The sequence below is a fragment of the Chryseobacterium vietnamense genome (assembly GCF_031454475.1).
In the GTDB taxonomy this organism is placed as follows: Bacteria; Bacteroidota; Bacteroidia; order Flavobacteriales; family Weeksellaceae; genus Chryseobacterium; species Chryseobacterium vietnamense.
In genome coordinates, this window is the sequence record NZ_JAVDQX010000002.1 from 684310 (window position 1) to 698175 (window position 13866).

Sequence of the window (13866 nt, forward strand, 5' to 3'; positions counted from 1 at the left end):
GCTTTTTAAGACAATTAAAACAATCATAATATTGAATTTATTCATAGGTATTTTCATTTTTTAGTGTTTAAAAATCATTTTTTCAATAGAGAAATCTCGACGAAAATTCCGTACATTTGGGGTGAAAATTTCAAAAACTAAAAGTAAAATGGATATTATTTTCGACCTGATTGAAAAGGAAAGACAAAGACAAACCCATGGTTTAGAGCTTATTGCATCAGAAAATTTTGTTTCTGAAAATGTAATGAAAGCAATGGGAAGTGTACTGACAAATAAATATGCTGAAGGATATCCCGGAAAAAGATATTACGGAGGATGTGAAGTAGTAGATGAGGTTGAAACTTTAGCGATCAACAGAGCTAAAGAACTTTTCGGAGTAGACTACGTGAATGTTCAGCCACATTCCGGTTCTCAGGCGAATGCTGCCATTTATCTTGCAGTTTTGAAACCAGGTGACAAAATTATGGGAATGGACCTTTCAATGGGAGGACACCTTACTCACGGTTCCGCAGTGAATTTCTCAGGGATTCAGTATAACGTAGTTTCTTACGGAGTTCAGCAGGAAACAGGTCTTATTGATTATGACCAAATGAGAGAAGTAGCGTTGAGAGAAAAACCGAAAATGCTTATCGCAGGTTTCTCAGCCTATTCAAGAGATTTGGATTATGCTAAATTCAGAGAAGTGGCAGATGAAGTTGGTGCTACGCTTTGGGCGGATATCGCTCACCCTGCTGGTTTGGTTGCAAAAGGACTATTAAATTCTCCATTCGAACACTGTCATGTAGTAACCACTACTACTCACAAAACGCTGAGAGGACCAAGAGGAGGTATGATCATGATGGGGAAAGATTTCGAAAATACTTACGGTCACAAAACTCCAAAAGGAGAAATTAAAATGATGAGCCAGGTACTTGACGGAGCTGTATTCCCAGGTATTCAGGGAGGACCTCTTGAGCACGTAATTGCTGGTAAAGCTGTAGCTTTCGGTGAAGCTTTGGATGTACAGTTTGAAACGTATGCAAAACAGGTTAAAGCCAATGCTCAGGCATTATCAAAAGCAATGATAGACAGAGGTTTTGATATCGTAAGCGGTGGTACAGACAATCACCTGATGTTGGTAGACCTTAGAAATAAAGGAGTAAACGGTAAAGAAACTGAAAAAGCATTAGTACTTGCTGATATTACTTGTAATAAAAACATGGTTCCTTTTGATGACAAGTCGCCATTTACAACATCTGGTATCAGATTGGGAACTGCAGCTATTACAACAAGAGGATTGAAAGAAAATGATATGGATACTATTGCCGGATTAATTTCTGAAGTGGTAGACAATATCAAAAATGAAGAAGTTCTTGGATCTGTAAGAAAGAAAGTTAACGAATTAATGGAAGGTAAAGCTCTGTTCAATTACTAACAGACATTCCAATATCATATAAAGAATGGGCAAGCTGCTCATTCTTTTTTTATTCAAATGGAAAAGAAATCTTATACCTTCGACGAAATTAAACAGAAACTGGTTAATTATTGCGTTTATCAGGATCGCTGCCATGCAGAAGTAGAACAGAAGATGAGAGAATTTTTGCTTATTGATGAAGCAAAGGAAGAAATCATTTTATTTCTGCTGAAAGAAAATTATCTGAACGAAGAAAGATTTACCAGGAGCTATATCCGGGGGAAATTTTACATCAAGCATTGGGGGAAGAACAAAATTAAGATCAATCTGAAACAAAAACAGATTTCAGAGAGGTTGATAAACTCTTGTTTTGATGAGATTGATGATGCCGATTATGAGAAAACAATCAGAAAAATTTTTGATGATTATTACACCAAACAAACTGGCTTGAAAGAATATCAAAAAAAAACCAAAACTATAAAATATTTGATGAGTAAAGGTTTTGAGTATGAGAAAATAATTGATATTTTTGACTAAATATTAATAAATAAAAAAAACTTGACGTATGACTTTTAGGAAAAAAAACAATCAGTTCATTGAAAAAGATTGATATATAAAGATTTAATAATTCTTTTAAAGAAAAAGCGGCTAAAATAAGAATTTGTACAGATGAATATCACCTTCATAGACAGTTTGTATGGTATGATTTTTGTCTGTGGATTTAGCTGTATAACAATGAAATTGTTAGATTTTATAAATACAACATCAAATTTATTTTTGATTTCAGCATATTGAAATAAATTTATTTTATTTTTGCATGATTGTATCAGAATTATCTTTGATTGGATAATAAGATATTATACCTTAATTAAATATGAACACCAATACAGACAATGTACAATTCTCTTAGAAAAACAATATTTGGAGGGGATAATGTTGTCAATCTCTCAGACGTAAGATATCTTCCTAGATGGATAATTCTTGTAATAGACATTATTATTCTTGTAATATCTTTATTTCTTTCCACTTACATTATCGCAAAAATTACCAAGCAGGAATTTATTTATCATGATGATAAAAGCCTGATTTTCGCTTTTATTATCCTTGTAAATGCTGCTTTTATGTATGCCTTCAAGACCTATGCCGGAATTATCCGCCACTCCACATTTATAGACTTATTTAAGCTGCTGATATCTTGCTTTTGCACAATGCTGGCTATCGGAACAATAAATATCTGCTATTTCTGGATCACAGGAAGTAAGTTTATCCTTACTCCTTATCTGATGCTTTATTTTGTAATTTCATTTATGGGATTATTTCTTTTCAGACTCTATGTGAAGGAATTTTTCCATATTGTAAGGGAATACCGAAGAAGCGCCCTTAAAAAAAGAATTCTGGTATTGGGAATTGATGAACAATCTATTGCCATTGCACGTGCTATTCTTGATAATCCGAGTTTGCCATATCAGGTAGTAGGTTTTTTGACACAAAGAACAGACTCCAAAAGTGCATCTTTGCTGGGAAAACCAATTTATGGAAAAGAAAAAATAGAAGAAAATACCAAAGAAGATCTTATTATTGACGGCGTTCTTATCGTTAAAGAAATGATGGCCAGAGATGAGATGAACACATGGGTGAATCTGTTTTTAGAGAAGGATCTTAATGTTTTTAAGGCTCCATCTGTACAGAAACTTAGAGACAGTGATCTGGGTGGATCTATTAGAAATCTTCAGATTGAAGATTTGTTAAATAGAAAACCTATTAAAATTCAGAATGAAAAAGTTAAGAGCAGACATTTTGATAAAACAGTATTAGTAACCGGTGGAGCAGGTTCCATTGGAAGCGAGATCGTAAGACAGGTTGCTCTCTTCAATCCTTCATTAATTGTCGTATTAGACCAGGCAGAAACACCTCTTTATGAAATTGAACTTGAAATGAGAGAGAAGTTTCCTAATATCGCTTTCAAATTTGTTTTAGGAGATGTTTCCAATCATCACAGGATGGAATCTCTGTTCCAGACGTATCATTTCTCAATGGTATATCATGCCGCAGCTTACAAGCATGTACCTTTGGTAGAGGAAAATCCTCATGAAGCTATCTTTGTTAATATATTAGGTTCTAAAATTGTTGCAAAACTATCCAGCAAGTATAAAGTGAACAGGTTCGTAATGGTGTCTACAGATAAAGCTGTAAATCCAACCAACGTAATGGGAGCCTCAAAGCGTGCTGCTGAACTTTTTGTGCAGTCGCTTCAGAATGTGGAAGGAAACGTTACCAAGTTTATTACAACAAGATTCGGAAATGTATTGGGATCCAACGGTTCTGTAATTCCTCATTTTAAAAAGCAGATTGAAGCCGGAGGTCCGGTAACCATTACCCATCCGGAGATTGTAAGATATTTCATGACGATTCCTGAGGCATGTGAACTGGTACTTCAGGCCGGAACAATGGGAGAAGGAGGTGAAATTTTTGTCTTTGATATGGGGGAACCTGTAAAAATTATTGATCTGGCAAAAAGAATGATAAAACTATCAGGATTCGAACCTAACATAGATATTAAGATCATCTATACAGGATTGAGACCGGGAGAAAAGCTTTATGAAGAACTCTTAAGTGACGATGCAAAAACACTTCCTACGCATAATGATAAAATTATGATTTCTAAAGATCCTTCCATGGGATTTGAAGATATAGACAAGCTTACCAAAGAAATTACTAAGGCTTCCCTGCGAAGAGATAAAGTGGAAGTGGTAAGGATTCTTAAAACAATAGTGCCGGAATTCCGAAGCAATAATTCAATCTATGAGGCCCTGGATAAATAGATAAAATATAAATGTATATTTGCATAATTTAACAAGATAATGAAAGGAAAAATATTAGCAGTAATTTTGGCATCCTCATTAGTGATTTCCTGCAAAGTGAATCCTAATGCTAAGAATGATTTAAATTATATGCAGAATATCGAACAGGTTGCAATTAATGCCTCTGCTAAAAATTCAGCAAACACAATCCAGGTGGGGGATCAGTTGGTTATTCTGATCACAGCGAAAGATATGGATGTTGTAAAACCTTTTAATCAGAATTATTCTTCCTCAGAACTTATCCAGACAAATGCTATGGCCGGCGGAAATACTCCTAACCAGGGATCAACAGTACTTTCAGGACCAACTTATATCGTAGATGCAAATGGAGATATTGATTTTCCTATATTAGGGAAACTGAATACTTCAGAGAAAAGTTTGACCGCTTTTAAAGATGAACTTAGAGAAAAAATGACCAGATATGTTATTAATCCAACAATTAATATCAGACTCTCGAATTTTAAAGTTACAGTACTTGGAGAAGTCAACAGACAGGGAGACTATACTATAGCAAACGGACAGGCGACTGTTTTAAATGCATTAGGGATGGCTGGTGACCTGACACAATATGGAAAAAGAGAAGATATATTGGTTATCAGAACTGAAAATGGTGTCGTTTCTCATGGCCGTATCAATATTCAGGATGCTAATTTAATTAATTCTCCATATTATAATCTTAAGCAAGGGGATGCCATTATTGTTTCCTCAAGCAATACCAAAGATGTTTTAGCAAAACAGAATCCCAATACGACTCTTTACCTTACGGCAGCTTCTATAGCTATCACAGCAATAGCAGTAGTAATAAGTTTATTTAAGAAATAAAAAAATTAATGAACATCCAGCAGTCTTCACCATCTTTAGAAGTAGAAAATAGTTCAAGTAATATTGATATTAATGAAATAGTAAAGCCTTATGTAAGAAAATGGCCATGGTTTGCTCTAAGTGCCTTTATTGCTTTGGTAATAGGCTATGTTGCATTGAAGTTTATGACCCCCATTTACAATGTACAGACAACAGTACTTGTAAAAGATGCCAAAAACTCGTCATCTCCCATCAATAATGATTTAGGCGTTTTACCGGACTTTTCAAATTTAGGAGGTCTGAAAACAAACAGTATTGCTAATGAAATTGAGATGCTGAAGTCAAAAAGACTCATGAAAGAAGTAGTCATTAATAAAAACCTTCAGACCGATATTTTTGCAAAGTCTAAACTTAGAAAAATTGAACTTTATAAGGATACCTCACCCATTGAAGTAAGGGTAATTAATGAGAAACCGGGGGGGATTTTCACTCCTGTTCTGCTAAAAATAGAAGGGGAGAAACTTATCGTAAGTACAGACAAGCCCCAAAAAGAAATTATTACCGGTTATGGTAAGACAATAGGACTTCCTTTTGCTAATATTATCATCACTAAAAATGATAAGTATAATCCTGCTGCTTTAAAAGAAGTAAATCTGAATGATCTTGAACTTTACATTTCAACAGTAGATGCTAAAGTAGACATGCTGCAAAATATGGTGGCGGTAAGCTTAATTAATAAAGATGCTACTGTATTAAAACTGGATATGAGCTATCCACAGATTACAAAAGCGCAAGATGTACTTAATGCTTTGGTTGTAGCATACAATAATGATGCTATTTTAGATAAGAATTCGGAATCTAAGAAGACACTTGACTTTATCGAAGACAGAATTAAAAGGCTTACAGGAGAACTTGGTGATGTAGAAAGTCAAAAAGAAATATTTAAATCTAAAAATAACCTTACAGATCTTGAAACAGAAGCAAAAATTAGTCTGGAAAGTTCTGCCGCTGCAAGGGCAAAACAACTTGATGTAGATGCACAACTGGAACTTACTAATGCATTGATCAGTTTTGTAAATAAACAGGGCCAGTATCAGGCTCTACCTTCCAATGTAGGGCTACAAAATCCTGAAGCTATAGCCGGAATTTCTACTTATAACCAACTGATTCTTCAGAGAAACAGGTTTTTAGAGTCGGCAACTGTAGAAAACCCGACAGTGGTAGATATTACCAAACAGATCAACACAATGCGTCAGTCTATTGAGCAGAGTCTGCAAAGAAACAAAACAGGTCTGGAGCTGGCAAGAAATGAATATCTTGGTGAACAGAATAAGGTTTCAGATAAAATATCTAAACTTCCTTCTATTGAGAAAATGTTCAGAAGTATTGAAAGACAACAGCAGATCAAGGAAAATTTATACTTGCTGTTACTTCAAAAAAGAGAAGAAACAGCAATTGCCGAATCTATTACTGCACCTAAAGCAAGAATAATAGATAAAGCATACGCATTAGCAAGTCCTATTGCACCTAATAAAAAGATAGTCCTTATTTCAACTTTGTTTTTGGGACTTTTAATTCCATTTTTGATTATTTACCTATCTACCATCTTCAACAATAAAATTGTTACAAAACATGATCTTGAAAAACTAGTGCATGCACCTATTATTGGAGAATTGCCAAGTCTTGAAAAAGGAGATTCTGAGATTGTTAAAATGAATGATATTACTCCTATGGCGGAAGCATTCAGAATTCTTATTACCAATATGAATTTCATGCTTTCAAAAGAGAAAAAAGGAAAAGTAGTATTTGTTACTTCAACAGTAAAAGGAGAAGGAAAAACATTCACATCTGTGAACTTAGCTTTGACACTGGCCAATCCAAAGAAGAAAGCAATTATCATAGGATCTGATATCAGAAACCCTCAGCTTCAGCGATATAATCCTGCCAGAAAAGGACTTGCCGGGCTTACGGAATACCTATACAATGACGAGACTAAACTTGAAGATATTATCCATGTATCATCTTTTAATCCTTACCTGGATGTAATTTATTCAGGAATGATTCCTCCAAATCCAACAGAATTGCTATCTAACGGTCGTTATGAGATTCTTCTTGCAGAATTGAAAGAAAAATATGAATATATTATTCTGGATACTGCACCATTACTTCTTGTAACCGATACTTTCCTTATTGCTGAACTTTCTGATGTAACCATTTACGTTTCCAGATCCAAATACACAGAAAAAGCATTGTTGGAATTTGCCAACCGTAATATTGATCAGAAAAAAATCACTAATGTCGGGTTTGTTCTTAACGATGTAAGCAGGGAAAATTTAGGATACAGTAATAAATATGGTTATGGCTATAACCAGCATACAGAACAATCTTGGTTTCAAAAAATAAAAAATAAACTTAGTTAATGACAACAACATATAAAATAGCGGTTATAGGCCAGGGCTATGTAGGTCTTCCTCTTTCTCTTGAATTTGCAGATCACTATCCTGTTTTTGGATTTGATATCAATACACAGCGTGTTGATCAGCTTAATAACGGAAAGGATATAACGCTTGAAGCTGATGTTGATAAATTAAATAACGGACTGAAAAAATATAACGAATCTAATGGTTCCTTAGGCTATAAAGCAACAAGCCAGTTATCTGATATTGCTGAAGCTAACGTATTCATTGTAACAGTTCCTACTCCTATTGATAAATATAATGCTCCGGATCTGAATCCATTGATTTCTGCTTCAAAAATGTTGGGAGAAATCATCAAGAAAGGAGATATTGTTATTTATGAATCTACTGTTTTTCCTGGATGTACAGAAGAAGAGTGCGTACCGGTTCTTGAAAAATACTCAGGACTTAAGTTTAACGAAGACTTTTTTGTAGGATATTCTCCGGAAAGAATTAATCCGGGAGATAAAGTAAATACACTTACCAGTGTTAAAAAAGTAACTTCAGGTTCCACCGAAAAGATTGCTGAAGAAGTTGATAATCTATATAAGAAAATCATTACAGCCGGAACTCACAAAGCACCCAGCATTAAAGTTGCAGAAGCTTCAAAAGCTATTGAAAACGCCCAAAGAGATGTTAACATTTCTTTTGTTAACGAATTAGCTTTAATTTTCGACAGAGTGGGAATCGATACCAATGATGTATTGGAAGCCGCAGGAACAAAATATAATTTCCTTAAATATAAACCGGGGTTGGTAGGAGGACACTGCATTTCTGTAGATCCTTATTACCTTGCACACAAAGCAGAACAGTTAGGATACCACCCGGATGTTATCTTATCGGGTAGACGTGTCAACGATTCTATTGCAAAGTTCGTTGCTGCTAAAGTAGTGAAGCTTCTGATTGCAAAAGGAGGAGTGATCAAAAATTCGAATGCCCTGATTTTAGGAGTTACATTCAAAGAAAACTGTCCGGATGTCAGAAATACTAAAGTTGTAGATATCTATAGAGAACTTGCTGATTTCGGAGTAAATGTTGATATTTATGATCCGTGGGCAAGCAAAGAAGAAGTAAAGCACGAATATGGAATTGATATTCTGGACACTCTTCAGGAGGGCAAAAAATACGATTCATTAATTATTGCAGTATCTCACAATGAGTTTCTGGAAATGGATCTGGATCTGCTTAAAAAAGAAAATGCAGTGGTTTTTGATACCAAAGCATGTTTAGACAGAAATCTGGTTGATGCAAGATTATAAAAGATCATGAATTATGATATCATAATCATTGGTGCAGGTCTGGTAGGATTAGCTACAGCCTATCAGACTAAGCTGAAAAATACCGATTCTAAGATTCTCATTTTGGAAAAAGAAAACGATGTGGCATTGCACCAATCGGGGCATAACAGTGGAGTAATCCATAGCGGGATTTATTACAAACCAGGAAGCCTTAAAGCTAAAAACTGTATTGAAGGATATAATTCCGTCATTAACTTTGCTGAGAAATACGGCATACGATATGATCTTTGCGGAAAAATTATTGTAGCTACTTCACAGGAAGAATTACCCCTTTTAGATAATATATATAAAAGAGGAGTTGAAAACGGACTTCAGGATTTAAAATATCTTTCCAGAGAAGAATTCCGCGAAATTGAACCCCACTGTGAAGGCGTAAAAGCAATTAAAGTTCCACAAACCGGAATTATCGACTACCCGGGAATCGCCAAAAAAATAAAAGAACTTTTTGAAGAATTAGGAGGAGAAGTGAGATTTAATAATGAAGTAAAAAACATTATTGATAAGGGATCTGAAATTATTGTCAGCACTAATATTTCCGAGTTTAAGACCAAAAAACTTATTTCCTGTGCAGGATTATATTCTGATAAGATAACCAAAATGACCAACAAAAAAAATGATGTGGTCATTATTCCTTTTAGGGGAGAATATTATAAAATTAAGGATGAAAAAAAATATCTGGTAAAACACCTTATTTACCCGGTACCTGACCCTAGTTTTCCGTTTCTTGGCGTTCACTTTACCAGAATGATTGATGATAATATTGAAGCCGGTCCTAATGCCGTGCTGGCTTTCAAAAAAGAAGGATATCATTTTTTCGATTTCAACTTCAATGAAGCCATGCAGACCATGCTATGGCCGGGATTTAGAAAAATCGTAGCGAAATATGGAAAAACAGGAATGGGAGAAATGCACCGTTCACTTTCCAAATCTGCGTTTACAAAAGCACTTCAGAAACTTTTACCGGAAATACAGGAAAATGACCTTGTACCAGGAGGTTCAGGGGTAAGAGCCCAGGCTTGCGACCGAAATGGAGGATTAATTGATGATTTTGATGTCGTGAAAAACGGAAATATTATTCACGTTAGAAATGCCCCTTCTCCCGCTGCCACTTCCTGCCTTTCTATAGGAAATAAAATCAGTGAACTTGTCATAAGTTAAAACGCACCTCTATATACACTCAAAAAACTAAAATATGAAAATTCAAATGGTTGATCTTAAAGGTCAATACCTGAAAATAAAAGAAGATATAGATGCCGGTATTCAGGAATGTATAGACAATACAGCATTCATTAATGGCCCTGCTGTAAAAGAATTTCAACAGGACTTCGAAAAATATCTCGGAGTAAAGCATGTTATCCCATGTGCCAACGGAACAGATGCTCTTCAAATTGCCATGATGGCCCTTAATCTGCAACCCGGTGACGAAATAATCTGCCCTGCCTTCACTTACGTAGCGACTGCGGAAGTTATTGGCCTTTTAGGATTAAAACCTGTAATGGTAGACGTAAATGAAGATACTTTCGATATACAGTTGGAAGATCTTGAAAGATATCTTACACCCAATACCAAAGCGATTGTTCCTGTTCATTTATATGGGCAAAGTGCTGATATGGAACAAATTCTTAAATTTGCAGAAAAACATAACCTTTTTGTTATAGAAGATAATGCTCAGGCAATCGGATCTGATTATACGTTTTCAGATGGAACCGTCAAAAAAACAGGAACTATCGGACATATCGGATGTACTTCATTTTTTCCGTCAAAAAATCTGGGATGCTATGGTGATGGAGGAGCATTGATGACAAATGATGATGAGTTAGCTTTCAAAATAAGAATGATCGCCAACCATGGTCAGGAAAAGAAATACTATCACAAAGTTTTAGGTTGTAACTCAAGATTGGATACCATTCAGGCTGCTGTATTGAAAGTTAAGTTAAAGCATTTGGATGAGTACTCATCATCGAGAAACAGAATGGCAGATTATTATGATGCGAATTTGGCAGGGATATCTGAAATTCAAACTCCTGAGAGAGCAGCGAATTCTACCCACGTATTTCATCAGTATACCCTTAGAGTGAAAAATGGAAAAAGAGATGGATTACAAAAATACCTGGCAGAAAAGAATATTCCAAGTATGATATATTATCCTTTGCCTCTTTATAAACAAGAAGCTTTTCTTCAATATGTAGAGGATGGCTTTAGTCTTCCGGTTACAGAGCGGCTTTGCAAAGAAGTTATCTCTCTTCCTGTACATACAGAATTTGATCGGGAAGTGCTGGATATTATTATAACAGAAATTAAGAATTATTTTAATTAATATAAAGCAGATATGTCGGATTTTTTTGCACACGAAACAGCCGTTATTGACGAAGGATGTCAAATAGGAAACGGAACCAAAATTTGGCACTTTTCACATCTTATGACAGGTTGCACTTTGGGCGAAAAATGTAATATTGGACAGAATGTTGTCATTTCTCCCCAGGTAGTTTTGGGAAAGAATGTAAAAGTTCAGAATAATGTTTCGATCTATGAAGGAGTAACATGTGATGACGATGTCTTTTTAGGACCTTCAATGGTTTTTACCAATGTAATAAATCCGAGAAGTGCTGTAAACAGAAAGAATGAATATCTTAAAACACATGTAGGAAAAGGAGCCTCCATAGGAGCTAATGCAACGATTGTTTGTGGCCATAATATAGGTCAGTATGCTTTTATCGGAGCAGGAGCAGTGGTTACAAAAGAAGTTCCGGATTATGCACTGGTAGTGGGAAACCCTGCCAGACAAATGGGTTGGATGAGCGAATTCGGGCATAAACTTCAGTTTGACACAGACAATATTGCCGTTTGTGAAGAAAGTGGAGAAAAATACAAATTAGAAAATAATAAAGTTTCAAAAATTTAAATATGCAAATGAGTGAAAAAATAAAATTTGCAGTAGTGGGCTGCGGACATATTGGCAAGAGACATGCCGAGATGATCACAAGAAATTCTGAATGTGAGCTTGTAGCTCTTATAGACATAAAGGATAAATCTGCTTTAGGAATTGAAAGCTATGAGGTTCCTTTCTTTACATCATTAGATGAATTTTTGAAATCAGGAATAGAAGCAGATGTTATCAATATCGCTACTCCCAACGGATTCCACTTTGAACAATCTTATAAAGCAATTGATGCCGGAAAGCATATTGTTGTGGAAAAACCGATGACATTGAACAAGCAGGATGCAGAAAAACTTATTTTTCAGGCCCTGCACAAACACAAACAGGTTTTTGCCGTAATGCAAAACCGTTATTCTCCACCTTCTGCCTGGGTAAAAGAGATGGTAGAAAACGGAAAATTAGGTGAAATATACATGGTGCAGCTTAATTGCTACTGGAATCGTGATGATAGATATTACAAGCCGGAATCATGGCATGGAAAGAAAGATCTGGATGGAGGAACATTATTTACACAGTTTTCTCATTTTATCGATATTATGTACTGGTTGTTCGGTGATATTACCAATATACAGGCAAAATTTGCTGATTTTAATCACCAGACTCTTACAGATTTTGAAGACTCAGGATTTATTAGTTTCGATTTCGTAAATGGAGGGATGGGAGCATTAAATTATTCTACTTCCGTATGGAATCAGAATCTTGAAAGTTCTATGATTATCATTGCCGAAAACGGTTCTATTAAAATCGGTGGTCAGTATATGGATAAAGTAGAGTTATGCAATGTGAAAGATTATGTAATGCCGGAACTGCCTCCTACCAATCCTGGAAATGATTATGGTGCATATAAAGGTTCTGCAGCCAACCATCACTATATTATTGAAAATGTAGTGGACGTGTTAAAAGGAAGAAATACTATTACAACCAATGCTTTGGAAGGGTTGAAAGTAGTAGATATTATTGAAAGGATTTATCAATTAAAAAACTAATTATGTTGTCAAACTTTGTTCCACTGGCAAGTCCGGATATTAATGAAACAGATATTAACCGTGTTGTGGATGTTTTAAAATCTGGAATGCTGGTGCAGGGAGAGAATGTAGGCTTATTAGAAACCTTTTTCTCTGATTATTTGGGAGCAGAATATGCTTCAGCTCTGAGTAACGGAACTTCTACTTTACATCTTGCATTAATTACATTAGGAATTGGTGCTGGTGATGACGTCATTATACCTGCATTCAGTTACGTGGCTACAGCTAATGTAGTGGAACTGGTGGGTGCAAAATGTATTTTTGTAGATATTGATGAAAATACATTTAATATTGATGTCAATAAAATAAAAGAAGCTATTACTCCGAATACAAAGGCTATTATTCCGGTTCATGAGTTTGGCTTAGCCTGTGATATAGAAAGTATAATGAATATTGCCCGGGAGCATAATCTGTATGTCATTGAAGATGCTGCATGTGCTTTGGGAGCAACCCAGAATAATAAAAAAGTAGGAACATTTGGTGATTTCGGTTCATTCTCGTTACATCCGCGTAAAAGTATTACCAGCGGTGAAGGAGGAATTCTGACAACGAATAATGCCGGGTATTCAGCAAAGGTAAGAATACTTAGAAATCATGGTATTGAAATGCAGGATGGCAGAATGGAATTTGTAGAAGCAGGATACAACTATAGAATGACGGATTTTCAGGCAGCACTGGCTCACAGCCAAATCCAGAGGCTGGATAATATCCTTATGCTGAAACAAACGCTGGCAGATGTGTATTTATCGGAAATTGTAAACCAAAAGATCACATTACCCGTAGTCCCTGAAGGAAGAAATCATACATGGCAGACTTTTCACGTCTTAATTGACGATAGTTTACAGCAAAGTCAGGTACTGGAATTTTTAAGAAGCAACAAAATTGGGGCAAACTATGGTGCTCAATGTATTCCTGCTATGAAATACTATGTAGACAAATACAATTTGGATTATAGAGAAAAATTCCCGAATGCTTACAGAGCATACTCTAAGGGAATTGCCTTACCATTATATGAAAAACTGACAGAAGATACCGTCTTCAAAATCTCACAAATAGTCAACAGAATATAACTATATAACGAATCAAAAAAAATT

The 13866-nt window shown here is 35.3% G+C and carries 11 protein-coding genes; all 11 read left to right on the plus strand.

The features are described 5' to 3' along the window. Positions 1-148: 148 nt before the first annotated feature. The gene (gene glyA / locus J2786_RS12385; protein WP_047434590.1) at positions 149-1414 is read left to right on the plus strand and encodes a serine hydroxymethyltransferase; all 1266 of its coding nucleotides are present in this window, start codon (positions 149-151) and stop codon (positions 1412-1414) included. A 57-nt stretch (positions 1415-1471) separates the two neighbouring features. Then, a complete protein-coding gene (locus J2786_RS12390; protein ID WP_082002025.1) occupies positions 1472-1930 on the plus strand; it encodes a regulatory protein RecX in 459 nt (152 codons plus the stop codon). Positions 1931-2286: 356 nt separating this feature from the next. After that, positions 2287-4215, plus strand: a complete 1929-nt coding sequence (locus tag J2786_RS12395; RefSeq protein WP_047434588.1) for a polysaccharide biosynthesis protein — start codon at positions 2287-2289, stop codon at positions 4213-4215. A 39-nt stretch (positions 4216-4254) separates the two neighbouring features. Beyond that, the gene (locus J2786_RS12400; RefSeq protein WP_047434585.1) at positions 4255-5076 is read left to right on the plus strand and encodes a polysaccharide biosynthesis/export family protein; all 822 of its coding nucleotides are present in this window, start codon (positions 4255-4257) and stop codon (positions 5074-5076) included. A gap of 8 nt (positions 5077-5084) precedes the next feature. After that, on the plus strand, positions 5085-7475 hold the full coding sequence (locus J2786_RS12405) for a GumC family protein (RefSeq protein WP_047434583.1): 2391 nt from the start codon (positions 5085-5087) through the stop codon (positions 7473-7475). Beyond that, positions 7475-8770: a nucleotide sugar dehydrogenase gene (locus J2786_RS12410; RefSeq protein ID WP_047434580.1), complete on the plus strand. Its 1296-nt coding sequence runs from the start codon at positions 7475-7477 to the stop codon at positions 8768-8770. The genes J2786_RS12405 and J2786_RS12410 overlap by 1 nt, the downstream gene beginning before the upstream one ends. A gap of 6 nt (positions 8771-8776) precedes the next feature. Then, positions 8777-9967, plus strand: coding sequence for an L-2-hydroxyglutarate dehydrogenase (lhgD, locus tag J2786_RS12415; RefSeq protein WP_047434577.1), 1191 nt, complete (start codon positions 8777-8779; stop codon positions 9965-9967). 34 nt (positions 9968-10001) lie between these two features. After that, entirely contained in the window at positions 10002-11126 is a 1125-nt protein-coding gene (locus tag J2786_RS12420; RefSeq protein ID WP_047434574.1) for a DegT/DnrJ/EryC1/StrS family aminotransferase, read from the plus strand. Between the two features lie 12 nt (positions 11127-11138). After that, on the plus strand, positions 11139-11711 hold the full coding sequence (locus J2786_RS12425; protein WP_047434571.1) for an acyltransferase: 573 nt from the start codon (positions 11139-11141) through the stop codon (positions 11709-11711). Between the two features lie 8 nt (positions 11712-11719). Continuing rightward, positions 11720-12733, plus strand: a complete 1014-nt coding sequence (locus J2786_RS12430) for a Gfo/Idh/MocA family protein (protein ID WP_047435881.1) — start codon at positions 11720-11722, stop codon at positions 12731-12733. A gap of 2 nt (positions 12734-12735) precedes the next feature. Then, positions 12736-13842: a DegT/DnrJ/EryC1/StrS family aminotransferase gene (locus J2786_RS12435; protein ID WP_047434568.1), complete on the plus strand. Its 1107-nt coding sequence runs from the start codon at positions 12736-12738 to the stop codon at positions 13840-13842. The last annotated feature ends 24 nt before the right edge of the window (positions 13843-13866 follow it).

What these genes read in the sequence shown, in the direction of transcription:
- J2786_RS12410 (WP_047434580.1), top strand. Translation starts at nt 7,475, where the DNA reads ATGACAACAACATATAAAATAGCGGTTATAGGCCAGGGCTATGTAGGT.
- J2786_RS12400 (WP_047434585.1), top strand. Translation starts at nt 4,255, where the DNA reads ATGAAAGGAAAAATATTAGCAGTAATTTTGGCATCCTCATTAGTGATT.
- J2786_RS12390 (WP_082002025.1), top strand. Translation starts at nt 1,472, where the DNA reads ATGGAAAAGAAATCTTATACCTTCGACGAAATTAAACAGAAACTGGTT.
- J2786_RS12430 (WP_047435881.1), top strand. Translation starts at nt 11,720, where the DNA reads ATGAGTGAAAAAATAAAATTTGCAGTAGTGGGCTGCGGACATATTGGC.
- lhgD (WP_047434577.1), top strand. Translation starts at nt 8,777, where the DNA reads ATGAATTATGATATCATAATCATTGGTGCAGGTCTGGTAGGATTAGCT.
- J2786_RS12435 (WP_047434568.1), top strand. Translation starts at nt 12,736, where the DNA reads ATGTTGTCAAACTTTGTTCCACTGGCAAGTCCGGATATTAATGAAACA.
- J2786_RS12425 (WP_047434571.1), top strand. Translation starts at nt 11,139, where the DNA reads ATGTCGGATTTTTTTGCACACGAAACAGCCGTTATTGACGAAGGATGT.
- J2786_RS12405 (WP_047434583.1), top strand. Translation starts at nt 5,085, where the DNA reads ATGAACATCCAGCAGTCTTCACCATCTTTAGAAGTAGAAAATAGTTCA.
- J2786_RS12395 (WP_047434588.1), top strand. Translation starts at nt 2,287, where the DNA reads ATGTACAATTCTCTTAGAAAAACAATATTTGGAGGGGATAATGTTGTC.
- J2786_RS12420 (WP_047434574.1), top strand. Translation starts at nt 10,002, where the DNA reads ATGAAAATTCAAATGGTTGATCTTAAAGGTCAATACCTGAAAATAAAA.
- glyA (WP_047434590.1), top strand. Translation starts at nt 149, where the DNA reads ATGGATATTATTTTCGACCTGATTGAAAAGGAAAGACAAAGACAAACC.